This window comes from Legionella sp. PATHC032, assembly GCF_026191185.1.
Lineage (GTDB): Bacteria > Pseudomonadota > Gammaproteobacteria > Legionellales > Legionellaceae > Legionella.
The window spans coordinates 1740143-1767136 of the sequence record NZ_JAPHOV010000001.1 but is presented as its reverse complement, the minus strand read 5'-3'; the positions used below and the strand labels follow the sequence as shown (position 1 = coordinate 1767136).

The following is a 26994-nucleotide window of genomic DNA, read 5'->3' as shown; positions in this document are numbered from 1 at the left end:
TTGGAGAACATTATGCTGGAAAAGCAGTCCATTCATTTACCGGAAGGATTAAGAGCAGCTATTAATAAAGCTTATCGTATGGATGAGCTTTCTTTAATTACAGAACTGAGTGAAAAAGCAGCGCTTGAACCTCAGCAAATGATCGCGATTAAAACCAGTGCTACAAAATTGGTTGAATCAGTTCGCAGCGAGAGAAGGAAAAGCACCGGAATAGATTCTTTTTTAACAGAGTATGCCTTATCAAGCGATGAGGGAATTGCCTTAATGTGTCTGGCGGAAGCGTTATTGCGCGTTCCCGATAATGCCACCATAGATAATTTGATTAAAGATAAATTGGCTGGCGGTGATTGGGGAGCCCATCGTGGACAGAGTGAATCTTTTTTTGTAAATGCCACTACTTGGGCATTAATGTTAACTGGTAAAGTTTTAACTCCTGAAAAAGCTGAAAATACACTAACCAAAGCGTTACTAAAATTGGTTAATCGAAGTAGTGAGGCTGTTGTCAGAAAAGCTGTTGATAAAGCCATGCGAATTATGAGCAAGCAATTTGTGATGGGACGTACCATTAATGAAGCCTTAGCTCGAGCGAAGAAAAAGGAAGATAGGGGATACAGATATTCTTACGATATGCTGGGTGAGGCTGCTTTAACATCTGCAGATGCCGCAAGATATTTTGAAGCCTATAAGGAAGCAATCATTTCAATTGGAGAGAAAGCGGATAAACATTCAGACGTATACAGACGCCCTGGTATTTCCATCAAACTTTCTGCCTTACACCCACGATATAGTGAATTTCAGCATGAGCGTGTCATGGCAGAATTACCTCCCAAACTATTGGCCTTGTCGCGTTTAGCAAAGGACTATGGCATTGCTTTAACAATTGATGCTGAAGAGTCAGAGCGTTTGGATCTTTCGCTTGATGTGATAGAGAAAGTGTTTAATGATGAGAGTTTACAGGGATGGAATGGGTTTGGTTTGGCCGTTCAATCCTATCAAAAAAGAGCGTTTTATGTCCTGGATTGGGTTGCTGCTCTGGCAAGAAGTAAGCAGCGGCGTATTATGGTCAGATTGATTAAAGGAGCCTATTGGGATAGCGAAATCAAAAAAACGCAAATGCAAGGTTTTTCTGAATACCCGGTTTTTACCCGTAAAGTGTTTACTGATGTGTCATTTCAGGCTTGCGCAAAAAAAATCCTGACTATGACCGATGCTATTTATCCACAATTTGCAACTCATAATGCTTATTCTGTGGCAATGATTCTGAATGTGGTAGGGGATTATAGAGATTTTGAATTTCAATGTCTGCATGGCATGGGTAATGAGCTTTATGAGCAGATTGTTCCTGCTAATTGTTATGGTATTCCATGCCGTATTTATGCACCAGTTGGTAGCCATGAGGATTTATTACCGTATTTAGTCCGACGATTACTGGAAAATGGAGCAAACTCTTCTTTTGTCAATCGCATAGTGGATGATAAGGCACCTATTAGCGAGTTGGTAGAAGATCCCGTGATTAAAGCAAAATCGTTATTTAATAAAATAAACAAAAATATACCATTGCCAGAGGATATCTTTTTACCTGTACGGAAAAACTCTAAAGGTTTTGACTTTACAAATCGACTTGAACGCGCTTTATTGCAGCAGGAACTGGCAAAAATTCAAACAAAAGAATGGCAGGCAAGTCCTATGATTTCCGGTCGGAAATTATCCAGGGACTTACTGCAAACGGTTATGTCTCCCCAGCAGCCGGCATATGCTATTGGATCTGTGCAGCAAGCAACTCTTGATGATGTTGAGGCGGCATTAAATCAAGCAAAATTGGCTTTTGAACCATGGAGTAAGAAATCGGTAGAAGAACGTGCTTCTTGTCTAAACCGATTTGCAGATTTACTACAGGCCAATATGGCAGAACTCATGGTATTAACTTGTCGGGAAGCTGGTAAAACCTGGAGTGATGGAATTGCTGAAGTAAGAGAGGCTATTGATTTTTGTCGATACTATGCCAAGAAAGCCCAAGAGCTTATGGGTAGTCCTCAACGCTTTAATGGATACACGGGGGAATTAAATGAATTAAGTTTACATCCTCGCGGGACAATATTGTGTATTAGTCCCTGGAATTTTCCCTTGGCCATATTTACGGGACAAGTCGTAGCTGGACTAGTTACAGGCAATTGTGTGATTGCTAAACCGGCTGAACAAACTCCATTAATTGCAGCCTACGCTGTGAAATTAATGCATCAAGCTGGTATTCCTGAAGGAGCAATTCAATTAATTCCAGGCGCTGGCGAGACCATAGGGGCCGCTTTAGTCGCAGATAAACGAATTAAAGCAGTTCTGTTTACAGGCTCGACTGACACGGCGAATTTGATTAATCGGACGTTAGCTACTCGAGGTGGCGAAATCATTCCTTTAATTGCAGAAACGGGCGGTCAAAATGCAATGATTGTCGATTCTTCAGCATTATTGGAACAAGTGGTGGTTGATGCTGTCACTTCGGCCTTTGGCAGTGCAGGACAGCGATGCTCAGCTCTTAGAGTATTGTATGTGCAAGAAGAAGTGTATCCAAGAACTGTAGAGCTGTTAAAAGGCGCGATGGCTGAGTTAGTGGTAGGTGATCCTCAATGGCTATCAACTGATGTAGGTCCTGTTATAGACAAGGAAGCATTATCTATATTGAAAAATCATGTCGAAAACATGAAAAAACATCATGAAATATTATATCAATGCTCCGTTAGTGATGACGTTTCATCAGGATATTTCATGCCACCAACAGCCATTGCAATTGATAATATCAGCGCTTTGGAAAAAGAAGTATTTGGGCCAATTTTGCATGTGATTCAGTTTAAGAGAAAAGATCTGGATAAGGTAATTAATCAAATCAATCAAACTGGCTATGGCTTAACACTGGGAATACATAGCCGAATTAATGAAACTGTTGAATACATTAGGCAAAGGGTTCACGCAGGGAACTGTTATGTAAATCGCAATATGATTGGAGCAGTAGTAGGCCTGCAACCGTTTGGTGGTGAAGGGTTGTCTGGCACAGGCCCCAAAGCTGGAGGTCCTAACTATTTGATTCGCCTTTGCCATGAGCGTACCTATACAGTTGATACAACTGCTGCAGGTGGTAATGCCAGTTTAATGTCTATTCCGGAAGAAGGTTAGTATTATTAATTACTCTTAAGAATAATCTTAAAAAGCCCAGCAAATTTTTTTGTGGGCTTTAATTTCTTGCTCAACTACTCTTCACTACATAATTGCTCGTCGTGCTTTTTAGCAAATAACCAGGGAATGAAAACAAATAGAATGAGACCGCCAATTAGAAAGCACTCAAAAAGAAAAACATTCTTTATAGGGATTTGTGAGGGGGGTATAAATCCGACAATCATAGCGGCTATGCAGCAGATAATCCCAATTCCAGAGATAAAAGACATTACCAGATTGCCACCAGGAATAGTATAGCCACGTGGCTGTTCGGGCTTACTGTAGCGCAATTTAATTGCTGCAGCAAACATCATGATGTACACCAACAATGCCATTTGAGCACTTAAATCGCTTAACACCCAGTACGCAGCATTAATTGAATCAAGTAAAATAAAGACTGTGCTTAATACAGTAAATATAACTCCTTGAGTGAGCAGTATTGCTACCGGCGAGCCGTATTTATTGACACGGGAAAACAGCGCAGGTAAAGAACCATCGCGTGCGGATACTAGTAATCCCTTGGTTGGGCCTATTATCCAGGCTGATACGCCACTGAGGCCTCCTAAAATAATTAATACGGCAATCACTGATGTCATCCATGGCATATTATAGGAATTAAAGAATATGGCATAAGCATCAACAAGACCTGAAACAACGCTTAAACTATCGTTTGGTACTACAATAACAATCGCCAAAGAACCTAATGATAAGGTGGATATAATTAAAAGGGCCGAATAAAAAAGGGCTTTTGGATAATCTCTTTGCGGGTTTTTTACTTCTTCAGCATGAACAGCAGACATTTCCATTCCTATCAGGCCAAATAAAACCGCTGAAAATAAAGACAGATTTCCTAATGAACTAAAATCAGGTAGCCATGTTGTGGGGTAATTGACTGCTACAGGTCTGCCTTGAAATATCCAAACTGCACCCAGAACAATAATCACTATCATAGGCAATAATGTGCCTATGGAGGCGCCGATTATGCTTACAATACTGGATAGTTTCATGCCAAAGCAATTTAAAAAAGTAAATACCCAAAACAAAGTAAGTGCTGTGCCTAATAAATAAAATTTGTTATTTCCTAAATGGGGAGCGATTAAATAGGATAAAGTGGCGGCGATAAAAGCTAACATGGTTGGATACCAAACCACATTATATATCCATTGCAGCCAAATGGTGATAAATCCTGCCCGTCTCCCGAATGCTTCTCTAACCCAGACATAAATTCCACCGGTATTAGGGTAGGCAGTAGCGAGCTCCGCAGCAACCAATGCTACCGGAATAAAAAAGGTAAGGGCTGCAAAAATATAATAAAAGACCAGAGAAAATCCAAGTTTTGCGCTGATAGGCAAGGTCCGTAAACTATCTACAGCAATGACGTTGATCATAACTAAAGAAAAAACGTTCAGAACCTTTTTCGAATGATTCATTATTTATCCTTTATGAGTGCAATAAACCCGGGTATTGAATGGGGTATAAATGGTATTATGATAAGTTAACAGAGTAAAGAAAAGTTTGGCTGTACAGTTTAATTACTGTTGAATATTTATAAGTTGTTGGGTTTCTCCTGATTATGGTATCAATTTTTATTGATATTCTAATTTCAGCTGCCTAGTGATGCAGTGTTCATGCGTCTCTAGATATTTTGTGAACCCAACACTCTAAGGGAGAAGGGCACGTAATGTGCCCAATTGTTAAGAGCTTATTTTGCGCAATACATACTGAAGTATTCCGCCATTTTTATAATATTCGAGCTCGTCAGCAGTATCAATTCTACAAAGAGTTTCTATCTTCTCAACGCCCCCATCTTGCCTTTCTATGGTTACAGGTACCATCGCGCCCGGGGTTAATTTATCAGAGATTTCAATACTGATGCGCTCACTGCCATCCAATTTTAATGTTTTACGTGTCATTCCATCTTTGAATTGCAATGGCAATATACCCATGCCAATTAAATTGGAACGATGGATGCGCTCAAAGCTTTCCGTAATCACTGCCTTAACTCCAAGCAAATTAGTGCCTTTTGCTGCCCAATCGCGAGAAGAGCCTGTTCCATATTCTTTACCAGCGATGATAACCAAGTCTTGTTGATTTTCCTGATAACGCATAGCTGCATCATAAATCGACATGGTTTCTCCGGTAGGAACATAACGAGTGACACCACCTTCTTGTCCAGGCGTCATTTCATTACGAATGCGTATATTGGCAAAAGTGCCTCGCATCATGACCTCGTGGTTACCGCGACGTGAACCATAGGAGTTAAAATCTTTCTCGTCTACCCCTTTGGATTTTAAATACAAGCCTGCTGGAGAGCTGGCTTTGATTGAACCGGCAGGTGAAATATGATCCGTTGTAATTGAATCGCCGAATAAAGCTAAAATATAAGCCTGCTTGATGGGGTTGATTGGTTCTGGTTTCAGACTTAAGTTTTCAAAAAATGGAGGGTGTTGAATGTACGTAGAATCAGGATTCCATTCATAAGTTTGTCCTGAGCTTGTTTGAATGGCTTGCCAATGAGCATCACCTTTAAATACTTCAGCATATTCTTTACGGAACATGGTACCGCTTACTTTAGCCACTTCCGCAGCAATCTCTTTATTAGATGGCCAGATATCCTTGAGATAAACATCATTTCCTTCTTTGTCTTGCCCAATGGGTTCCCTGCTTAAGTCACTGCAAGTTGTCCCACATAAAGCATAAGCGACTACCAATGGGGGAGAGGCTAGCCAGTTGGCTCTGACTTGAGGGTGAACACGCCCTTCGAAATTTCTATTACCAGATAGAACGGATGAAACAACAAGATCATGCTCTGAAACACAATGGGAAATATCATCAGGCAAAGGACCTGAATTACCTATACAAGTGGTACAACCGTAACCAACCAAATTAAAGCCTAATTGATCCAGATAAGTTTGCAGGCCGGCATGCCTTAAATAGTCTGTAACTACTTTAGAACCAGGTGCCAATGAAGATTTAACCCATGGTTTACGCTGTAATCCTTTTTCAATCGCTTTTTTTGCTACCAGCCCTGCTGCCATCAGTACACTTGGATTAGAGGTATTAGTACAGCTGGTTATCGCAGCTATGACTACATGACCATGTTTCATTTGAAAATCTTTGTTTTTAACAGCAAAGGTTTTTTCTTTTTCTTTTTCTTTTCCAACTTCAATTAAAAAATTATTGAACTCAACAGGTAATGAACTGAGATTAACTTTATCCTGGGGGCGCTTAGGACCAGCCAGAGAAGGTTCAACGCTGTCTAAATCAAGATGTAAAGAGTCAGTAAATATGGGTTCTTCATTGTCTTTGTCATACCACATACCTTGTGCTTTTGCATAAGCTTCAACAAGGGCAATGGTATGTTTGTCACGACCAGTCAATTCCAAGTACTTTATTGTTTCCTTGTCCACTGGAAAGAAGCCACAAGTTGCGCCGTACTCGGGGGCCATATTGGAAATTGTAGCTCGGTCTGCCAAAGGTAAATCATTAAGTCCAGGACCATAAAATTCAACGAATTTACCAACAACACCTTTTTTTCGTAGCATCTGAGTGACGGTAAGGACCAAATCAGTTGCAGTAATTCCTTCTTTAAGTTTACCTGATAATTTAAAACCGATTACTTCAGGGATGAGCATGGATACAGGTTGCCCCAGCATCGCTGCTTCTGCCTCTATACCACCGACTCCCCAGCCCAGGACACCTAGTCCATTAATCATAGTAGTGTGAGAGTCTGTGCCGACCAAAGTGTCTGGATAGGCATACAACTGGCCATCATTTTCACTATTCCACACAGTTTTTCCCAAATATTCCAGATTGACCTGATGACAAATTCCTGTTCCGGGTGGTACGACCTGAAAGTTAGAAAAAGCCTTTTGTCCCCAGCGTAAAAACTCATAGCGCTCTTTATTTCTTTCTATCTCGATTTTGGTATTTACTTCAAGGGAATCAGCTGAAGCGAATTTATCGACCATGACTGAATGGTCTATAACCAAATCGACCGGTGAAAGAGGAGAAATTTTGTCTGCATTTCCTCCCATTTTTACTATGGCAGTACGCATGGCAGCCAAATCTACCACTGCGGGAACACCTGTGAAGTCTTGCATTAGTACTCTTGTCGGTCTAAACGCTATTTCATGCTGGGATGTTTTATTATGGAGCCAGTCAGCAATTGCCTTGATATCTTTGGTTGTTACTGTATTGCCGTCCTCAAAACGTAATAAATTCTCAAGAAGTACTTTCAAGGAATAAGGCAGGCGATTAATTCCTTTAAAATGTTTATTTTCAGCTTCTTTCAAACTGTAGTAATTATAGGTTTTTCCATCAACTGTTAACTGGGATTTTGTTGATAGACTGTCTTGACCGACTTTCATAAAGTACTCCCAAAATCAAAATATTATTATTAATAATCTCTAGGAATAATAGCTCAATTTCAGGAAGTTTTCATTCAGTATCAATAAAATCATGCTTTAATTAACGATGCAGAGAAGTAAGATTGTTTATCAAACTCTTCAACCGGAGCATCAGGATTGATGAGTTTTGCACCTTCTACAAAAATCCTTTTTTCTTCTTCTTTTTTTCTTGTTGTATCTGGGGAGTCTGGGATTAGCAGACAAAACCCACTTGGTAACAGCAGCGTCACTGCGAGTGATACCATAATAACACCAAGGAGGGGGTTAAAAATGAATGTTGGGATTGAACTTAAAAGCAAAGCTAGGCTGACTCCAACGGTTGCTATAGCCACATGTTCTATAGTGGGATCGGGTTTAATTTTATCGTGAATAGCAACAGGATAATAAAACCCTTTATGGTAATTATGTATCGCAGAGGATGTTCGTTCAGGTTGCTTTATGCAAATGAGTAAGGTTTTCGCAAACTTTTCATACTGGATAAGTATCTGTTGCTTATTAAAAGTATTTGAAGTCTCTGATTCAAGTTCGTTTTGAAATTCGCTAACACGGATAGTCAATAAATTTAAAAAATACGCCTTTTGTTTCATTTCCACATGATTTAGCAATTGTTTTACTTGTTCAATCAAGCCATCTATAGATTCCTGAGATTTATTGTGGCTGAATAAATAGTGATACATAATAAATTTCTCTCCCTATAAAATATGTCAAAAAACTAGCATTATTTTTTTAGGGGTTATAGTAAGTATTAAGAGGTTTTACATGCATGCAATATTTTTTAACTGTCCCTTAATTATTTTTTCAGTAAGCTTGCAGATGGTATAAGTTTTGCTATATGTTAAACATAACACAGGGAGTGTGATATGCTTGATCTGAAAAACCTTATACTCAATTCATCCATCTTACCGGATACCCCTTCAACAGTTCAAAACGATCTAAAACCCGAGCAATTGATTAATGTTCATGAAGATTCTGAGAGTGACAGTGATTTATTAACTCCTGAATCTTTTATATTGCTAATGGCTGAAATGTTATCAATAAATAATACGGATACAATATATGAGTGTGAGCATCAAAATTCAGCAGATAATGATGTTTTACAAAATTTGCAATTTCATGAGGTAAAATCCGATGAGCAAATTCAAGGACACAATGAGCAAAAAAAATCATTGGATGATCAATTGCGGTATGATGTTGATTTACCTGATATTAATGAAATAACAGGCAATCAGTATGAAGGGCAGTTTGAATCAACATTAGAAAAAAATGTGGCTCTAACATGGATTAACTCTGAAAATTTCCAACCACCAATAGTTAAACTTGAAAATCAGACAGATAAGACTTACAAGATTGTGGGCTCAGAAATAACACCTATTGAATCTGGCAAGCTGAAACTGGATGTTCCAACAGCAGATTATGATGAGAATAATATTAATTCACACCAAAATGGGGCAATAAATCAACTGGAGAATGATTTATTGAAAAATCATCAATTAATTAAAGGGGGAGATTCTTTCCTGCCTTTAGAAGAGATTAAAGCGAATGCTGAGTTTGGAACTGAAGTAATAAAATCTGAAATAGAGGCAGCTAAAGTGGGTACTGCAATACCTGGTAGTTCCTTTCAAATGGACCAAAAACCTGGTTCAGATATTCAACCTCCAGTTGTTTCCAATTATTACGTACCTAAAAATTTTTTAATTCCAATTCATGTAAACCATTCACAGTGGTCAGATCAATTATCCGAACATATTGTTTGGCTTGGTCATCAGGATGTAAAAAGTGCCTTAATTAAAATTCATCCTGAAGAATTAGGGCCTTTGGAAATTAATGTAAAAGTTGTAAAGGATAATGCCTCTGTTAACATATCTACTCACAGTGTTTATGTAAAAGAAATTGTTGACCAAGCGCTCCCCAGATTAAGAGAGATGATGGCTCAGCAAGGTATAAACTTATCTGAAGTGCATATTGGAACCAATACAAATTCACGCCAAGATTCGCAGAAAAACCATCATGGTGAAATAGATCTTATCCAATCAGCAGAAGATAAAAATAAAATCACTTCATTAACTAAGCATCTACCCAAAGGACTAGTCGACTACTTTGCTTAGTTTAACAAATGAATTGTTGGTAAGGAGTTTACAACAGTGACCCATAATTATTTTCGTTCCTGTCTGACGACAAAGGACAATAAGTTTTTTTGGCAAAAACCTTTGGCATCAGAACGGTTTGACAAGTTGATTGCTGATAGAAAATTTCAAAAATCAATAGCTCACAGCAGGAAAAATCAATTAATGTATAGTTTTATAGAGTCCAAAATTGCCTCAGATTACGCATTACTGATTGATATTAAATTAAGAGAGCAATTGAAACAGTTTACTCTGGATGATTTTAATGATATTTCAGGATTTGAACGAAAAGAAAAATCGAATTCGAGACAACAAAGCTATTTCAAGCTAAGACAAGAGCTGGAGTTTTTTCTTAAAAATGACATTCAACAGCATAAATCTTGTCCTGATGCCCAATTAAATGCTTTCAGACGCTGGATAAATATATCAGATTTACTGTTAAGACATCACTGTTATGAAGGCTTTCTTTTAGTATTTGTTAATTTGCAATTAATTGCAGACAAACAGTTAATCGATGGCTTACCTGTAAGCGTAAGAACTAATTATAATCAACTCTGTCAATTAAGCTCACCAATAGGGAACCATGGTGCTTTGCGCCATTTTATGAATACACATCAGAGTGAGAGCGATTTTACTCCTTTATTTTTTACCTATCATGCCATTGGAGCCTTGGATGAATCGCTTGAATCTTTAAAGGACAAAGAAGTTCTTTTAAAAAAGCAATTAAAACATCTGAATAAAAAACTTAATCATTTAAGAAGTGAGGTCACTCCAGAAATGATTGATGTTATTTCTAAGTTATTGAAAAATAATAAACAAATACCAAAAAAGATGATGGAGCGTAGAGGACATCTGATACAGCTGATGGAAGAGGTTCGATGCACTGGAAGACAATTAAAACAAGTACAAGTTACTATGCGAAACCAACTTGAGCAACGCACTAATTTGGTAGGATTGATAGCTAAAGAACAAAAAACAACGCCAAGAATGCTCCCAGAGAGTCTCGAAAAGACCTATAGTATTATCAAGTACAGATTTAATAGGCAGTCTGTTGCCACAGTCAACCGATCTCAGCTACCAGAATCAACAGCAGACAGGGCTCCAAGTTCTTCAAGTTTGTACAAAAGTAAATTGCTTCCCCATTTTTGGAATAGACATGGGAAATCCTCTTCCAGTTACTGGGAAGAGATGTTCACACCAAGTTGTTTGAACAATAGATAAGAGGATTGTATTAACGCTACTTCATCAGTTGAATTTTTTATCATGGCTCACAGCTCTCACCAATATCTTCGTTAAAAAATGTTTTTAGTAAGGGAGCTTAGGGAAACTAACTAAATGCAATATACAAGCTCCTCTTATATGAAAGTCAGTTAAAAACAACGTTTGGCACAGCGAATGACTCGACCACTCCATCGGTCTATTAAGCAGCTTTTCTGGCAACCATAGCCAATATATTTCCATTTTGTCCAATAAGCGTTTTTGTAATATACAGGGCCGCGCCAGTAGTAGTTACCAGGGTAGCTGTGAACCCCAATGAAATAAGCAAGTTGAGTATTCCCTGAAAGATACGGAGCAGTGTTAGTATTGTTAGCATTTGCTACATTGTTAAATGATACAGTAATGAACAATAGAAAAGTTAAGTTAAGAGTAGCGAATGACCTCGGGACCTTAATACTTACCACTTTCATGATAAATTCCTTTTTCACAGATAATATTGAAATTATAGTCTAATAATATTTCAATCAGTTCTTATAGTTTTCATAGTCACTCATATTTTACTTAACATCATACAAAGTGAGTTTTTATAGCAGTAGTAATTAGATACAGAGATTAGTACGATAGATAAAAATTTGGTATAGGGCATAGCGATGAATGCAAAAGTGATTTTGATCACAGGATGTTCCAGTGGCATAGGTTTTGATGCAGTTTTTGCTTTGAAAAAAAGAGGGCATAGAGTGATTGCTTCTTGTAGAAAAACAGAGGATGTCGAAAAATTGCTAAATAAAGGAGTTGAGGCTCTCTTGTTGGATGTAAGTAACCCCATTTCAATCCAAAGTGCATTTGCGCAATTGTTAATTATGACATCGGGTCACCTGGATGTATTGATTAACAATGCAGGGTATGGCCAGGTAGGTGCTCTTGAGGATATTTCTCGGGATATTCTTCGCCAACAATTTGAAACGAATGTATTTGGTTTACAAGATTTGACCAATTTGGTTATTCCTGTTATGAGAGAACAAGGTCAAGGGCGTATAATCAATATCAGCTCTATACTTGGAGTAGTTAGCATGCCATTTCGAGGCGCTTATAATGCTTCCAAGTATGCATTGGAGGGATTAAGTGACACACTTCGACTGGAGTTGTCTGGTTCAGGTATTAATGTCATAACAATAGAACCTGGTCCTATAAACAGTCGATTTCGTGATAATGCGGTGGATTTCTCTTTACAACAAATACCAATGGAAAAAAGCTATTTCAAGAATCAATACAGAACCATGCTGAGTAATTTTAAACAGAAGAAGGCAGACTCGTTTTTCACCCAAGATACTGATGCGGTGATAAAAAAATTGGTCCATGCCGTGGAATCCAGGAAACCAAAACCCAAGTATCCAGTAACTTTTCCAGCTTATTTTTTAATTGGCTTAAAACGATTCTTTACCACCCGTTTATTAGATAGATTTATTTTATTTTTATCCAGGAAGGAGCTAAGTTAAAGCAACTTATTGATAATGTTATAAAATAGCCCTAAGTTGGTGTTGATAGTTAGCAGCTACTGTACAGAAGTCTCTTAAAAAGATACTATAACCTCTATGAAAGTTAAACACAGAGTAATTCATTACCTGATACTATGCAGCATGGTTTTGTTAATGGTAAAACCAGCAGTGTTTCATAACAATAATCAACAGATTCAGGGTAATGCTCAGTATATCCATACTATAACGGAATGCCCTCAGCGGACGGCATTGATGAATTCTTGCTTGTCCAATGCGTATTATATTATTTCTGAAGAGGAATTGTCTCTCGTTAATATCCTATCGTTGCTGACATTTATTCTTTATTTTTTAGTTGTTCAATCAAAATATAAATCACCCACATCCTCAATTTTTAAACCACCTATTTCCCACTAGAGTAAATTTGTCATCTTTCTCAGTAGACTTCTTGGCGTCAAGTAAAAATGGCTGGTTATACAAGAGGTCGAGTGTAGATTACTCGTTTTTTGGTAAAAGTATCTACCTTTGCTATTTATTATTTATTGGGATATTAAAATGAGAAAATTAATTGATTCGATCAAGTTTTTATTACTGATATTTTTTACTCAGGTGGTGTGGTCATATACCCCGGGTTTTGAAAGTTCTAACCCGGATACTGTAATGCATTTTATTACAGGGAATAGTGCTTTTGTTTATTTGAGCGCTTTTTTCGGATTAGGTGTTTTGTTAGCTTTTACGCCCTGTATTCTACCTATGGTTCCTATCTTATCAGGAATTATTGTAGGACAAGATTCTATTTCTACAGGAAAGGCCTTTAAGTTATCATTGAGTTATGTGACTGGAATGGCTGTTACCTATGCTGGAGCAGGTATGCTCGCAGGGTATATGGGAAGTACAGTCCAAACTGTAATGCAACGCCCAGTAGTGATCACTTTATTCAGCATTGTATTTGTAGCCATGGCTCTTTCAATGTTCGGCTTTTTTGAATTGAAACTTCCTGCAAACCTTGGAAATCGGTTAAATAAAACCAATCAATTGGGAAAACAGAGAAGTTATCTTTCTGTAGGAATAATGGGAATTTTATCCACTTTAATTGTTTCACCTTGTGTTACCGCTCCTTTAATTGGCGTTTTAAGTTATATTGGTCAAAATGGCCAGATCATAATGGGTGGATTGATTTTATTTGTTATGGCACTGGGAATGGGTGTTCCTCTGCTTATTGTTGGTGCGGGTTATGGTACCTTACTTCCAAAAGCGGGTTCCTGGATGCTTAAAATAAAACAATTGTTTGGTTTTATCATGCTGGGAATTGCCATATGGATGCTATCCCGGATTCTCAATCAGACCATTACGCACATTTTATGGGCTGGATTACTTATTGTCGCCAGTATCAGTTTAGGCGCTTTAAAATCTCAAAACAATTGGCGTGGTTATCTGATTCAGGGATTAGGTATTCTTGCTTTGATTTCAGGAGGTATTATTTTGTACAACACAACAATACCCTCAGTAAAAGTAAAACAAGGATCTTTAGAAAATAATCCATTTATCAAGATTAATACCTTAAGCGCTCTTCAACTGCAATTGGAACAGGCTAAAAATACTAAAAAAGCAGTATTCCTTGATTTTTCAGCGGATTGGTGCAGTGATTGTCAGGAAATGGATAGTAAAGTATTCAATCAACCAGAAATTCAAAAGGCCATGTCTGATTGGATTAGCATTAAAGTGGATATCAGTAACAAGAATGCAGAGGTTGATGCTATAAAAAAAGCGTTTGGTATTTATGGAACGCCAACGATGATATTTTTTAATGCATCGGGAGAGCCAATCACGCAAATGACTTCGGTTGGTTTGATTTCGCTATCAAAAATGCTTCAATTGCTTGAGCAAGCACACCATTTGACTTGAAATAATAGACAAATTGATACGGAATTTTGCTCTTAACAATTAGGGTATGGTTAGAATCTGATGAATAAATCAAATTTGAACCGTACCCAAAATACTATAAACAATGAATTTGGTTCATTGCTCTTGGAGTTGCTTGTATTAACAATAATTTATCAACCCCGTGTTTTTAGATACATAAAAAATCAGATTTATTAAAAAATAATCAATTTATTTTTGTGAAAAAAGAAGAAAATTTTTGATTTGTTTGCTAATATCTTAATGGGTAAATAAAAAATCCATTAACTATCAAGGAAGTAATACTATGAAAAAATCAACAATGGCAGTAGCCACTCTGTTAGCTGCTTTATCAACAGCACCTATGGTTTCCGTAGCTTATGCTGATGATACTTCAACTACAACAACTTCTGGCTGTACAGGTTGTAAAGGTTGCAAGGGCTGCAACGGTTGCAAAGGTTGCAAAGGTTGTGGCGGTTGTGGTGGCTGCGGTGGTTGCAGTGGTGATTAATAAGTAATATTTTCTATAAAGAGGTAGTGCTAACTACCTCTTTTTATTACGTTTTATTTTTTAAGTAATTATGACTAGTCAATCAGATTTTAACTTACCCATATTGTCCAGCTGGTATAAAAAGAAATTTCTTGGTTATGCTTCACAAGTTCTTGAAGCCCAACAGAAAATGATATCCAGTAAAGGTAAAAATATTCTGCACTATACGCTTAGAAAAAAGCGAAAGCATGAACGTATGAGTCACTATCCGAAAGGAGACAGGATTGATCGCAGTACTGGATCGCAATATTTTTATCATTGCCATAGAGAAAATTTTGAAAGTAATGAGCATGGTCATTTTCATTGTTTTTTGCGATATAAACATATCCCCAAGCGTATTAAACCTGCTCCTTTAGAGGATTGGGACAAATACATAGATAATCCCATGACTCACCTTGTCGCAATTGGCATGAATCAGTTTGGACAACCGATACGATTATTTACTGTCAACCGTTGGGTGACTTCAGAAATTTGGTATAGTGCAGAGCATATTCCATATTTCCTGAAATCTTACAAGATGACATTAATTGACGATCCTTATTGGCAAGTATTGGATCAGTGGGTGGAGGGTATGCTTCATTTATTTTCTCCCCAGATTACCTGGTTGCACCAGGAACGAGATAGACGTATTGAGCTTCATCAACTGAACAGCCCAAATGATAACCCGTACACTAACCATGAGTTAGAAGAACTTTCTGAGATAAATATTGATTTGAAAAAACAAATTGAGTGGATAATAAGTTAAATTCCAAAATTAGAACCACAACTTAATTTATCTTAATTATTGGTTTTTCATTGCTTATACCCTGTGTAAAAATATACAATATCTACTGCTTTGGGGAGAGATTAGTGCTTTACTGATCAATCAGAGATTAATTCTATCTGGTATAGAGATTCATGCAAAATCTTACTGAAACCCTTGATTTTTCTTCTTTGAATCGCGAAGAAATTGAAAAATTACTGTGCGATTATAATTTAAATCTTTCTGTAGATGAGGCATTGACTATACAGAATGAGTTTCTTAAAAGACCCCCAACCATTTCGGAGTGCGTACTTTGGTCTATTCAAGGGTCGGAACATTGCTCTTATAAAAGCAGTCGTATTCATCTAAAGCAATTCAATACCTCCGGCCCTCACGTTATACTGGGCGCCAAGGAAGATGCAGGTATTGTGTCTGTAGCCCAAGATAAAAATGGTTATAGATATGGTGTTATTGTCAGTCATGAATCACACAATCACCCCTCTCAAATTGTTCCCTATGAAGGTGCAGCTACCGGAGTAGGTGGTAATGTCCGCGATGTCTGTTGTATGGGTGGGGAAGTTATTGCAGTAGCAGACAGTTTGCGTTTTGGGGATATCACGCGTGCACGTACTCACTGGATACAGGAGGGTGTCGTTTCAGGTATTGCAGGGTATGGCAATCCTTTGGGAATACCGAATATAGCTGGTGATGTGTACTATGATCCGGCCTACAATGAAAATTGTTTGGTTACTGTAGTCACGCTGGGGATAGTAAGAGAGGATCATATTATTCATTCTTATGCTCCACCCGACGCTGAGAATTATGTTTTTATTTTAGTTGGTAAGCCAACTGATAATAGTGGGTTTGGTGGTGCCAGTTTTGCCTCGACAGTATTAGAAGAAGATTCGCAGGAAAAGAATAAGGGAGCCGTTCAAGAACCCAATGCTTTTTTACAGAGACATCTCCTTAAAGCCAATTATTCATTATTTCAACTACTCAGAGAAAAGAATTTAATTGACAGGGTGGGCTTTAAAGATTTAGGAGCAGGTGGTGTGGCTTGCGCAAGTATTGAGTTGGCTGAAGCCGGTGGCTCTTATGGTGCCGAAATTGATTTGGACAAAGTGCCCACGGGAATGCCAGGATTAATGCCTTCAGTCATTTTGTGCTCTGAAACTCAGGAACGCTTTATGTGGGTTGTTCCTCCTGATTTAATAGATACTATTCTGAAACATTATAATGAAACCTTCGCGTTACCACAGGTTTCTGAAGGAGCCTGCGCTGCAGTAATCGGCAAAATTCGTACCGATGGATTATACGTAGTGAATTACCAGGGGCGTGAACTTGTGAGGGCTAAAGTCCCTGATGTTACGAAAGGCATTGTTTATAACAGGCCATATTCCTCTTTGCAGAAGCAAATGACAGAACCTTCTTTTCCCCAACCAGATGATTATAATCAAATTTTATTGCAGTTATTGGCTCATGAGAATGTGGCGAGTAGGCAGCCTATTTTTGAAATGTATGATAAACAAGTGCAAGGCCGTACCTTCATACAAGCAGGATGGGCTGATGCTGGAGTATTACAACCATTTAATGAAACAAAGTATCCTGAGGAAATTCGTAAAACGGGCATTGCCTTGTCTTTAGATCAAAATCCCCGCTATAACAAAATTGATGCCTATTGGGGAGCTGTTAACGCGGTTGTCGAATCGGTACGGAATATCACTGCGGTTGGAGCTACTCCAGTCGCAATAACAGATTGTTTGTGTTTTGGTAATCCAGAGAAGCCAGAACAAATGCGCGAGTTTGTTGACTCTGTGCGAGGCATTGTTGATGCCTGTGCTGCTATTCATCTTAAAGATAATCCTCAAGCGACATTGCCTGTCATTGCCGGCAATGTTTCATTGTATAATGAATCAGTGAAAGGAGCTATTCCTCCCAGCCCCATGATTAGTTGTCTGGGAACACTTCCAGATATTGATTTTGCTATTACCTTTGATTTTAAGAAAAGTGATAGTTTATTGATATTGATTGGAGAGCGTAAAGACGAATGTGGTGGTAGTGTTTATTACCAGCTTCATAATGAATTGGGCTCTCATGTTCCAAAACCGGATTTAAGTTTGTTAAATAGAGAAATCCATGCTGTTTCAGCGGCAATTCAGCATGGGTTGATTAACGCCGCCCATGATATCTCAGAGGGAGGGGTTGCTGTTGCTCTTGCTGAGATGAGTTTTAAGAACTCCATGGGGGTCGCTGTACAAATTAATGCAGAATTATCTGCTGACAAACTTTTATTTGGAGAGACAGGCGGTTTTATTCTTGAAATCGATAAACAAAATAAAGCCGCTTTTGATAAACTGGTTACTCAATATCAAGTCCCTTACATGGTTATCGGACATACTACAGAACAGCCAGTTTTACAGATGAATTCTGTTATCAGTTTGCCTGTCAAAGAAGCGAAACAGGCTTGGGAAAATGGCTTAAGAGCGAGGCTATTATAATGTCTACTGTCAATTACAAATCAGCGGGTGTCGATATTGAGGCAGGTAATGAAGCTGTCGCACGCATTAAACGTAATGTTGAAAAAACATTTTCGCCTCAAGTTCTGACAGGAATCGGTAGTTTTGGTGCAATGTATGATTTGAAGCCTTTTATGGAAAAATTCAAACACCCTGTCATGGTTCAAAGCATTGATGGCGTAGGTACGAAGACCATAGTTGCTAGGATGATGCAAAAATTTGATACAATCGGAATCGATTTGGTCAGTGCAACCACCAACGATATTATTGTGTTGGGTGCAAGGCCATTAACACTTTTAGATTATATAGCAACTGATCGCTTGAAGCCTGAATATATTGAAGAGATCATTATTGGCATGACGCAAGCTTGTCTCGAAAATAATATTTCCCTGGTTGGTGGGGAGACAGCTGAAATGCCCGATACCTATCTGAAAGGAGAGCATGATTTGGTAGGTATTATTACTGGGGTAGTGGAAAAGGATGAAGCCATATTAGGAAAAGATATTACTCCAGGAGATTTGGTACTGGCATTTCCTTCCAGCGGTTTACATACTAATGGATACTCATTAGCCAGAAAGCTCTTGTTTGAATTAGGGGGGTATACTGTAGAATCCAAAATTGCTGAGTTGGATGTCACAGTTGGTGAAGCTTTACTGTTACCTCATATCAATTATACAAATCCTGTTCTACACTTGCTAAATAAAAAAATCCCTATCAAGGGAATGGCTCATATCACTGGCGGAGGCGTTCTGGAAAATATCCCGCGAATATTACCTAATCATTGTTCCGTTGAAATAAATAAGAATTCCTGTCCGGTATTGCCGATCTTTAATGTACTAAGAGAGTTGGGAAAACTTGATGATCAGGAAATGTATCGTACTTTTAATATGGGAATAGGACTGGTAATGATGGTTTCACCTGATGCTGTTTCTGAAATTTATGCAGCACTAAAAACATTCCCCAATTTCCCTGTTTATGAAGTAGGGCAAGTCGTATCAGGAAAACCAGAAGTGAGATTATTGTGATGAAGATTGCAGTTGTTCAGTTTCCAGGCTCCAATTGCGAACGTGAAACAATGCTTGCGGTGCAAAGAGCGGGTATGACTCCAGTTGAGTTTTTGTGGAATGATTCATCAGAAAAACTGCGAGAAATGGATGGTTATATTATTGTTGGTGGTTTTTCCTATGAGGATAGATCAAGAGCAGGAATTATTGCAGCACTTGATCCGGTCATGAAAGAAATAAAATTACAGAGTGAATTGGGAAAACCTGTTCTTGGTATTTGCAATGGAGCACAGATCCTTGTTGAAACAGGTTTGGTTCCTGGTTTAAAAAATTATCAAATTGGTATGGCTCTGACTGAGAATAAGCGAATTCTGGATGGAAAAATTTTAGGGACAGGATTTTATAACAGCTGGATTCATATGCGAACTGGTGATAGGGTGAGGGAAAATGCATTCACCAGTTATTTATCAAAAGATTCTGTATTATCAATTCCTGCTGCCCATGCTGAAGGGCGTTTTGTAATGCCTATGAAATTATTGCAAGAAATTGAAGAGGAAGGTTTAAATGCGTTTCAGTATTGTGATGAACAGGGTAACAGAGATGATAATTTCCCCGTAAATCCAAATGGGTCTCTACGGAATATTGCAGCTATTATTAATAAAGCGGGTAATGTTATGGCCATAATGCCTCACCCCGAACGCACTTTTGCGGGAGATCCTATATTTCATTCAATGAAGGAGTATATTAAGGAGAAAAAACAATTCAAGCAGCAAACACTATCCTATCAACCAGAGCCAATTAAAATATTTCCTTATGACAAAAAAGACAATGCCCAAGAGTTGTTTGTCAAATTAATTATTACAGATAATGCTGCTTTGACAGTGCAAAATACGCTAAGACAGTTAGGTATACCAGTCACGGTTAATCGTATGATGTATTGGCATATCGATGCAAATTCTCCTGAAATAATTGAAAAAATAAAGCAAACAGGGGTTTTATATAATGATCGCAAAGAATATTTGATAGCTCCTGAGCAAATATTTTCATCAGAAACCAAGGCTTTTTTGGTTAAATCGAAAGACGATATGATAGGGCAACAAAAGTTGCAAATGCTGCGGGATCATTTTTCGATTGATGGTGTTAATGCCATAGACCATGGTGTTTTGTGGATATTTAGCAGTGGAAATGTTAAAATACATGAATTGGCAGAATCCATTTTAGCTACTAATATTATCTTTAACCCTAATGCTCATATCTGCTATGAATATCAATGCCCTTAGTCAAGAAGCTCTTCTTGCTGCGTTGCCTTTTTGCTTAACCGAAACCTCTTTACCTTTCGGCAAGAAGTACAAGGGGAAAGTAAGGGATACCTATGATCTTGGCGATAAGTTGATTTTGGTAACTACAGATAGACAAAGTGCTTTTGATCGATTTCTTGCTGCTGTACCTTATAAAGGGCAAGTATTGAATTTGACTTCAGTCTGGTGGTTTAAAAACACTCAATCGATTGTACCTAACCATTTAATTGCTGTACCTGATCCCAATGTGGCGATAGCCAAAAAATGCACAATTTTTCCTATTGAATTTGTTGTTCGTGGATATATCTCGGGGAGTACCAGTACTTCTTTATGGACGCAATACCAAAAAGGAGTTCGTGATTACTGTGGTACAAGGTTTCCTGATGGATTAAGAAAAAATCAAAAACTTGAGAGCCCAGTGATAACCCCTACTACTAAAGAGGCTGTCCATGACAGGCCGATTAGCCCACATGAAATTGTCGCAGAAGGCTGGATGACTCAGGAAGACTGGGATGAAGCCAGCGGTTATGCTTTAAGGTTATTTCAACATGGAATGGAAGTAGCACAGCGGCATGGTTTGATTTTGGTGGATACCAAATATGAATTTGGCCGTGATGCGGAAGGAAGAATTATTTTAGTAGATGAAATTCATACTCCAGATTCCAGCCGTTATTGGTTATTTAACAGCTATCAAGAGCGATTTGATGCGGGTAAAGAACCTGAGAATATAGATAAAGAATTTTTACGCCTGTGGTTTGTTGAGCACTGTGATCCTTATAATGATGAAGTATTACCTCAAGCACCACAGGAGTTAATTGTTACTTTAGCATCAAGATATATTCAATTATATGAAATGATTACAGGCGAATCATTTGTGTATGACAGTAATCCTGGGCCAGTCAATGACAGGATTTTGCATAATATACAACGTTGGTTAGGATAAATTTTAGCCGGGGGAAAGACTTATGTGTGGCATTGTAGGAATTTACAGTCATGAACCCGTCGCTGCTGAGCTTTATGATAGCTTGATTCATTTACAACACCGAGGACAAGATGCTTCCGGTATTTTAACCGGAGATGATCGATTTTACTTCAAACATGGACTTGGATTGATCAGAGAGTCTATTTTTTCCGAAGATATTCTTAAACTGAAGGGAAATATCGGTATTGCTCATGTACGTTATCCCACAGCTGGAGGTTATAGTGAAGCGGATGTTCAGCCTCTTTGGATAGGAAGCCCTCGCGGGATAGCTCTGGCTCATAATGGAAATTTAGTGAATTATGGGGAGTTGGTTGATGATTTATGCGGGAAACAACACAGGCATTTAAACTCTACTCTTGATTCTGAGGCCCTTTTATTACTTCTGGCAGACTACTTAGCCAAGGGGTCTTATTCTGATCATGATGAAGAACAATTCTTTCAGTTGTTATGTTCGGCAGTTCACGAAATACATCAACGAGTTCAAGGTTCCTATTCTGTTGTTAGTTTAGTCATTGGTAAAGGTCTGGTGGCATTCAGAGATCCGCATGGTATCCGCCCTTTGGTTTGGGGTGAACGAATACATGAAGATGGTAGTAAAGATTACATTTTTGCTTCAGAAACTACTCCTTTTTATGCTCTAGGTTTTGAGCCTAAGGGGGATTTATTGCCAGGTGAAGTTGCTTATGTGAATAGTCAAGGTCAATTGTACAGAAAAGTGCTTTCAGCAAAAGAATTTACCCCATGCATATTTGAATACGTGTACTTCGCCAGACCAGATGCCACATTAGACGATGTAAGCGTTTATCGAGCCAGATTACGTATGGGTCAAAACTTGGCTAAAAGTTGGAAAGAGAGGTTTCCGGATACCCTCCCTGATGTGGTGATCCCCGCTCCCTCAACAGCGAATACTGCAGCATTAGCTTTTGCAAATGAACTGGGAATACGGTACTCCGAAGGTTTATATAAAAATCCTTTTATTGGGCGTACGTTTATCATGCCTAATCAAGAATCGCGAGCAAGACAGGTTCGTTATAAGTTAACTCCTCAAAAAACAGAAATTAATAAAAAAAAGGTATTGATTGTTGATGACAGTATAGTAAGGGGAACTACATCCCGTGAAATAGTCAGAATGATACGAGAATATGGCGCATCAGAAATATATTTTGTATCAACTTGTCCACCGATTAAAAACCCTTGTTTCTATGGTATTGATATCCCATCACGTAAAAAATTGATCGCAGCCCATAAAACGGAAGAGGAAATCCGTCAATTTCTAGGGGTGGATAAATTATTATACCAAACTCAAGAAAGTCTTATAGAGGCGGTGTCTCGCAGGGGGAAATATGATATGACTAAGCCTTGTATGGCTTGTATGGATGGCAAATACATTTGTGGACAAATTACTGAAGACAAAATTAAATTATTGGAGAAAAAAAGATTAACTGAAAATGACCAAGAAACAGAGATAGGAGAGATGTCTTGATCAATATTCTTATTGTTGGTTCTGGTGCGCGTGAACATGCAATAGCTACAGCGTTGAGTAAATCAGAGAATAAGCCAAAGATTTATTGCTTTGGAACAACTCGCAATCCTGGTATCCAAAATCTCACTTCAGATTATTGGGTAGGTGATATTACTGTTCCTGAGCAAGTTAATCAGAAAGCAAGGGAGTGGGAAATTAATTTGGCTATTATTGGCCCAGAAGCTCCATTGGAACATGCTGTAGCCGATGCTTTGTGGGATTGTGGAATTCCTGTTATAGGACCCAGGAAAAATTTGGCCCAAATTGAAACCAGCAAAGCATTCGCCAGGGAGTTGATGGAAAAATATGGAATTCCAGGTTTGCCTAAATATAAAGTATTTACCAATTTAGAAGGTATAAGAGAGTTTTTATTAGAGTTAGGTGAAAATAATTACGTTGTTAAGGCGAATGGCTTAATGGCGGGCAAGGGTGTAAAAGTAGCAGGGGAACATCTGTTGTCATTTGAAGAGGCTTTGAACTATTGTGTAGAAATTTTTGATCATAATCAGTCTTTAGTCATTGAAGAAAAATTAATAGGTCAAGAGTTTTCATTTATGTGTTTTTCTGACGGTATCTCATTAGTTCCAATGCCTATTGTGCAAGATCATAAACGAGCTTATGAGCATGATGAGGGTCCTAATACCGGTGGTATGGGGAGTTATTCAGCAGCAGATCACAGCTTGCCATTTTTGTCTCCAGAAGATGTTCGTGCTGCTTTTGAAATTAATCAATCAGTAATCAATGCACTCATGACGGAAATGTCTGATAAATACATAGGAATACTGTATGGTGGATTTATGGTTACTGCACATGGAGTGTATGTGATTGAGTTTAATGCTCGCTTTGGAGATCCTGAAGCTCTTAATGTACTTAGTTTGTTGGAGTCTGATTTTGTCAAATTATGTATTGCGATGGCCAATGGCAATTTACAAAAAGAATCTGTTCACTTTTTGAATCAAGCCACAGTTTGTAAATACGCTGTCCCTGATGGTTATCCTGATAATCCATTGCGCGATGTTGAAATCGATATTTCTGCAGTCGAACCTAAAGATACTCTATATTTGGCTGCGGTGGATCTTAAGGATAGCAAGCTCTACGCTACTGGTTCGCGGACAGCCGCCTATGTCGGCATAGCGAATACTATCAGTGAGGCAGAGGAAATTGCTGAACAACAAATAAAAAATATAAAAGGGCCTCTGTTTCACAGAAAAGATATTGGCACATTACCTTTAATTAATACTCGCGTTGAAGCAATGCGTAGGTTACGTGCTTTATGATTCGTTTAGGAATATTAGGATCAACTCGTGGAACAAACATGTTGGCACTTGTTGATGCAATTAATGAGGGAACTCTTAAGGCAACGATAGACGTTGTTATTAGTAATAAACCCGGTGCTATTATTCTGGAAAGAGCCAAATTGTTGGGTTTGAATACACAATTTGTTAATCCTGAGGGATTAAACCGAATTGATTTTGATAAAAAAGTAAGTGACATACTAATCAGCCATCAGGTAGATTTGGTTGTTTTGATTGGATACATGAGAATTTTGTCGGCTGATTTTGTAAATAAATGGAATAATCGTGTGATCAATGTTCACCCCTCTTTATTGCCGGCGTTTGCAGGAAAAATGGATATGGACGTACATCAAGCTGTTCTTGATTCCGGTCTTATGGAAACAGGATGCACTATCCATTATGTAACAGAAGAAGTAGACGCTGGCCCTCTCATTTTGCAAAAAAAATGCCCTGTTTTGGAAGGAGATACCCCTCAAACGCTAAAAGCAAGAGTTCAGCAGTTGGAAGGAATTGCATTGGTAGATGCAATTAACCTGATTGCTTTGAAAGGTTTCTAACGCAAGATTACATTTTCATTCAAAGCGATATGTTCATCATTTCTATGAGAATGAATTTTTTCTTTTTCAATTGTAAAGAAAGTATTTATCGATGTTTCTTTAAACTCAAACAAATGGGTTCCTTCGAGTTTAATGCTGGTATCTGTGTGAACTCTATTGTTTGCAGCAGATTTTAAAACAGATAAATAGAGTTTTTCCCATAAGTTATTGCAAACACTTGGATTATTTTTAGAAAAATATTGGCTGCAATAGTTTTTGGCGATTAATTGAACATCTACTTTGGTTAAGGTTTCTCGTTTTTCCTGATCAAGGTTAACAACAACTATATCAATTGGTGCATTTAATTCATTACCATTTTTTCTTACTACAATGATGAGATGTGGTTTCTCAGGGAGTCGAACCAACTCACTGGAAAATCCAGGAAGGGATGCGGGCAGGTTTTTTAATAACGCATTGAGTTGTCTGATAAATACAAAATTATTCTGTAATCCAAGCCATCCATTTTCATGGGTTCTTGGTTTCGCTAAAAAATCTTGAGGTGTGAACTCTATATTTAATTCTTCAATGGCAAGCAGCCTGGCAAATTTTTCTTGCACATGATCGATACCGGCATTTATTTGGTGTTTAATATTATCAATGTGGGATACCAAAAGGCGTTTTTGCATTTCAGGAAAGCTTGATGCACTTCGGTATAGTTCCAACATCCACTTATTTTCCGCATTTTCTATGAAGAAATTATCTTCTGCCATTTTTTCTAGTATTTTGTGAGCAATAATTGGTTTCTCACTAAAAATACGATGTTCACGTTGAGGATAATAAGATTTGTCAACAGCTCCTTTTCTCTGAAATACTGTTTTTGCTGTGATGTCACATGTTTCATCACCAGATAATAAAAACCATCCGCCGCTGCCTGTAAGAGCGGATAAAGCCAGTTTTTCCAATACCAGAGTTTTAAATTCTTGCGCTGTTGCATCCTTATTATCTTCTAACTCTTTTTTGATTTGATCAACATAAGAGTAAAGCAAGGTTGTTTTCAAAGGCTCTTTGAGCTCATGTGGTTTTTCTTGCTCGGTATTAAATTTAAAGTACAATTCTTGATAAGAAGACATTAAGTCATTATAGAAAGAATCAGATGTCAGTCTTTTTTTGGCCATTTGAAATAAAATAGTCATAGCCAATGAGCGATAGTCATGATTCCCACAAAAATTAATGCAGCCTCCCTTCGTGTTTTCACGCATTGCGCCATCTTTTTGTTGGAAGACAACACTTGCTTTTAATTGCTCTTCCAATGTTATTTCATAGGGCAAGCCAGTACTAGCAAGATCAAATTCAGCATTATAAGCTTCTGTAGTGATGTGAGTTGGGCCTATGCCAGGAAGTTTTAAATAATTTACTTCATCTGCAAGCGGGCGTTTACTAAATAAAGCCTCATCAAGGATAACCGGCTTTGGTTTACCGTGTTCTGCGGCAAGGGAGTGGATATAGGCATATATTTCACGCCTTACCTCAGGATGTACATAACCTACAGCATCTACACGAACCCCATCAAAACCATACTCGATCATATAACGTCTGATATAAGGCTGCCAAAATTCCGTTATGATTTCTTTTCTTATGCTTTCATCATCGTAATTGAAGCCGCGTACGTCTTTAAAGTCTTCATGAACCCCTTTAAACCAATGAGGCTTATCCTGACACAAGGGAGAGTCAATGGCGACATGATTTAAAACCAGATCAAACATCGGGACTATTCCGAGGTTCCTTGCGTTTTGGGTGAATAACTGCAAAGCTTCTGCGTTTAATCGTTGGATTGTCTCTATGGAGTCGACAGGAGATCCTAAACTAAATAGTGGATTGAACAGCAGCGGATGACTCATGGCATACAAGCTTCTGGTGACCTCGTTTCCTGTTTTTACACCATTATTTTTATCCGTTTTAAAAAAACAGCTAATGTCGCCAGGCATTTGCATGGGGTTAATCCATAAGGCATTAAACCCCATCTGTTTTAAGACAGGCAAATAATCAATCATATCCTTAATAGAATGGAACTGAGTTGGGTACATGTCATAGCATGCAATAATGCCATTTCCTTCCATTAAAAAATGATATCCCATAGAATCTGTCACCATAGAAAATTATTAAACTATAAAACTGAGAAAAAATAGTATTGTTCAGTTACAAC

The 26994-nt window shown here is 38.1% G+C and carries 18 protein-coding genes; 14 read left to right on the top strand and 4 right to left on the bottom strand.

Features of this window, described 5'->3' with window-relative positions:
* The first annotated feature begins 12 nt into the window (after positions 1 to 12).
* Positions 13 to 3165 (top strand): bifunctional proline dehydrogenase/L-glutamate gamma-semialdehyde dehydrogenase PutA, encoded by a 3153-nt coding sequence (gene putA / locus OQJ02_RS07965; RefSeq protein WP_265718675.1) that lies wholly within the window; start codon positions 13 to 15, stop codon positions 3163 to 3165.
* Positions 3166 to 3239: 74 nt separating this feature from the next.
* Here putA and OQJ02_RS07960 read toward each other — a convergent pair whose 3' ends face one another.
* From OQJ02_RS07960 to OQJ02_RS07950, 3 genes are all read right to left on the bottom strand, one after another.
* Entirely contained in the window at positions 3240 to 4634 is a 1395-nt protein-coding gene (locus OQJ02_RS07960; protein WP_265718674.1) for an APC family permease, read from the bottom strand.
* A 264-nt stretch (positions 4635 to 4898) separates the two neighbouring features.
* Positions 4899 to 7574 carry an aconitate hydratase AcnA gene (gene acnA, locus OQJ02_RS07955; protein ID WP_265718673.1) on the bottom strand — a complete coding sequence of 892 codons (2676 nt, stop codon included), beginning with the start codon at positions 7572 to 7574 and terminating at the stop codon, positions 4899 to 4901.
* Between the two features lie 89 nt (positions 7575 to 7663).
* Positions 7664 to 8290, bottom strand: a complete 627-nt coding sequence (locus OQJ02_RS07950) for a hypothetical protein (protein ID WP_265718672.1) — start codon at positions 8288 to 8290, stop codon at positions 7664 to 7666.
* Between the two features lie 183 nt (positions 8291 to 8473).
* Here OQJ02_RS07950 and OQJ02_RS07945 point away from each other — a divergent pair, with 183 nt between their 5' ends.
* The 13 genes from OQJ02_RS07945 to purN all read left to right on the top strand — a co-directional run bounded on the left by OQJ02_RS07945 (position 8474) and on the right by purN (position 24812).
* Positions 8474 to 9718 carry a flagellar hook-length control protein FliK gene (locus OQJ02_RS07945; protein ID WP_265718671.1) on the top strand — a complete coding sequence of 415 codons (1245 nt, stop codon included), beginning with the start codon at positions 8474 to 8476 and terminating at the stop codon, positions 9716 to 9718.
* 36 nt (positions 9719 to 9754) lie between these two features.
* Positions 9755 to 10957 carry a hypothetical protein gene (locus tag OQJ02_RS07940; protein WP_265718670.1) on the top strand — a complete coding sequence of 401 codons (1203 nt, stop codon included), beginning with the start codon at positions 9755 to 9757 and terminating at the stop codon, positions 10955 to 10957.
* A 641-nt stretch (positions 10958 to 11598) separates the two neighbouring features.
* Entirely contained in the window at positions 11599 to 12450 is an 852-nt protein-coding gene (locus OQJ02_RS07935) for an SDR family NAD(P)-dependent oxidoreductase (RefSeq protein ID WP_265719810.1), read from the top strand.
* A gap of 552 nt (positions 12451 to 13002) precedes the next feature.
* Entirely contained in the window at positions 13003 to 14352 is a 1350-nt protein-coding gene (gene dsbD, locus OQJ02_RS07930) for a protein-disulfide reductase DsbD (RefSeq protein WP_265718669.1), read from the top strand.
* A 301-nt stretch (positions 14353 to 14653) separates the two neighbouring features.
* Positions 14654 to 14857, top strand: a complete 204-nt coding sequence (locus OQJ02_RS07925) for a hypothetical protein (protein WP_106225367.1) — start codon at positions 14654 to 14656, stop codon at positions 14855 to 14857.
* 70 nt (positions 14858 to 14927) lie between these two features.
* On the top strand, positions 14928 to 15641 hold the full coding sequence (locus OQJ02_RS07920; protein WP_265718668.1) for a DUF6969 family protein: 714 nt from the start codon (positions 14928 to 14930) through the stop codon (positions 15639 to 15641).
* 152 nt (positions 15642 to 15793) lie between these two features.
* Positions 15794 to 18136: a phosphoribosylformylglycinamidine synthase subunit PurL gene (gene purL / locus OQJ02_RS07915; protein WP_265718667.1), complete on the top strand. Its 2343-nt coding sequence runs from the start codon at positions 15794 to 15796 to the stop codon at positions 18134 to 18136.
* Positions 18136 to 19179: a phosphoribosylformylglycinamidine cyclo-ligase gene (gene purM, locus OQJ02_RS07910; RefSeq protein ID WP_265718666.1), complete on the top strand. Its 1044-nt coding sequence runs from the start codon at positions 18136 to 18138 to the stop codon at positions 19177 to 19179. Before purL ends, purM begins: the two co-directional genes overlap by 1 nt.
* Complete coding sequence (gene purQ / locus OQJ02_RS07905) at positions 19179 to 20438, top strand: phosphoribosylformylglycinamidine synthase I (protein WP_265719809.1); 1260 nt, start codon at positions 19179 to 19181, stop codon at positions 20436 to 20438. The genes purM and purQ overlap by 1 nt, the downstream gene beginning before the upstream one ends.
* Positions 20419 to 21399: a phosphoribosylaminoimidazolesuccinocarboxamide synthase gene (locus tag OQJ02_RS07900; protein WP_265718665.1), complete on the top strand. Its 981-nt coding sequence runs from the start codon at positions 20419 to 20421 to the stop codon at positions 21397 to 21399. The genes purQ and OQJ02_RS07900 overlap by 20 nt, the downstream gene beginning before the upstream one ends.
* A gap of 22 nt (positions 21400 to 21421) precedes the next feature.
* Positions 21422 to 22921 (top strand): amidophosphoribosyltransferase, encoded by a 1500-nt coding sequence (purF, locus tag OQJ02_RS07895; protein ID WP_265718664.1) that lies wholly within the window; start codon positions 21422 to 21424, stop codon positions 22919 to 22921.
* Positions 22918 to 24237 (top strand): phosphoribosylamine--glycine ligase, encoded by a 1320-nt coding sequence (gene purD, locus OQJ02_RS07890; RefSeq protein ID WP_265718663.1) that lies wholly within the window; start codon positions 22918 to 22920, stop codon positions 24235 to 24237. Before purF ends, purD begins: the two co-directional genes overlap by 4 nt.
* Positions 24234 to 24812: a phosphoribosylglycinamide formyltransferase gene (purN, locus tag OQJ02_RS07885; RefSeq protein WP_265718662.1), complete on the top strand. Its 579-nt coding sequence runs from the start codon at positions 24234 to 24236 to the stop codon at positions 24810 to 24812. Before purD ends, purN begins: the two co-directional genes overlap by 4 nt.
* On the opposite strand, the gene OQJ02_RS07880 is transcribed toward purN, so the two are convergent.
* Positions 24809 to 26926, bottom strand: a complete 2118-nt coding sequence (locus OQJ02_RS07880; protein ID WP_265718661.1) for an alpha-amylase family protein — start codon at positions 26924 to 26926, stop codon at positions 24809 to 24811. The genes purN and OQJ02_RS07880 overlap by 4 nt on opposite strands.
* Positions 26927 to 26994 lie beyond the last annotated feature (68 nt).

What these genes read in the sequence shown, in the direction of transcription:
- putA (WP_265718675.1), top strand. Translation starts at nt 13, where the DNA reads ATGCTGGAAAAGCAGTCCATTCATTTACCGGAAGGATTAAGAGCAGCT.
- OQJ02_RS07960 (WP_265718674.1), bottom strand. Translation starts at nt 4,634, where the DNA reads ATGAATCATTCGAAAAAGGTTCTGAACGTTTTTTCTTTAGTTATGATC.
- acnA (WP_265718673.1), bottom strand. Translation starts at nt 7,574, where the DNA reads ATGAAAGTCGGTCAAGACAGTCTATCAACAAAATCCCAGTTAACAGTT.
- OQJ02_RS07950 (WP_265718672.1), bottom strand. Translation starts at nt 8,290, where the DNA reads ATGTATCACTATTTATTCAGCCACAATAAATCTCAGGAATCTATAGAT.
- OQJ02_RS07945 (WP_265718671.1), top strand. Translation starts at nt 8,474, where the DNA reads ATGCTTGATCTGAAAAACCTTATACTCAATTCATCCATCTTACCGGAT.
- dsbD (WP_265718669.1), top strand. Translation starts at nt 13,003, where the DNA reads ATGAGAAAATTAATTGATTCGATCAAGTTTTTATTACTGATATTTTTT.
- OQJ02_RS07925 (WP_106225367.1), top strand. Translation starts at nt 14,654, where the DNA reads ATGAAAAAATCAACAATGGCAGTAGCCACTCTGTTAGCTGCTTTATCA.
- OQJ02_RS07920 (WP_265718668.1), top strand. Translation starts at nt 14,928, where the DNA reads ATGACTAGTCAATCAGATTTTAACTTACCCATATTGTCCAGCTGGTAT.
- purL (WP_265718667.1), top strand. Translation starts at nt 15,794, where the DNA reads ATGCAAAATCTTACTGAAACCCTTGATTTTTCTTCTTTGAATCGCGAA.
- purM (WP_265718666.1), top strand. Translation starts at nt 18,136, where the DNA reads ATGTCTACTGTCAATTACAAATCAGCGGGTGTCGATATTGAGGCAGGT.
- purQ (WP_265719809.1), top strand. Translation starts at nt 19,179, where the DNA reads ATGAAGATTGCAGTTGTTCAGTTTCCAGGCTCCAATTGCGAACGTGAA.
- OQJ02_RS07900 (WP_265718665.1), top strand. Translation starts at nt 20,419, where the DNA reads ATGAATATCAATGCCCTTAGTCAAGAAGCTCTTCTTGCTGCGTTGCCT.
- purF (WP_265718664.1), top strand. Translation starts at nt 21,422, where the DNA reads ATGTGTGGCATTGTAGGAATTTACAGTCATGAACCCGTCGCTGCTGAG.
- purN (WP_265718662.1), top strand. Translation starts at nt 24,234, where the DNA reads ATGATTCGTTTAGGAATATTAGGATCAACTCGTGGAACAAACATGTTG.
- OQJ02_RS07880 (WP_265718661.1), bottom strand. Translation starts at nt 26,926, where the DNA reads ATGGGATATCATTTTTTAATGGAAGGAAATGGCATTATTGCATGCTAT.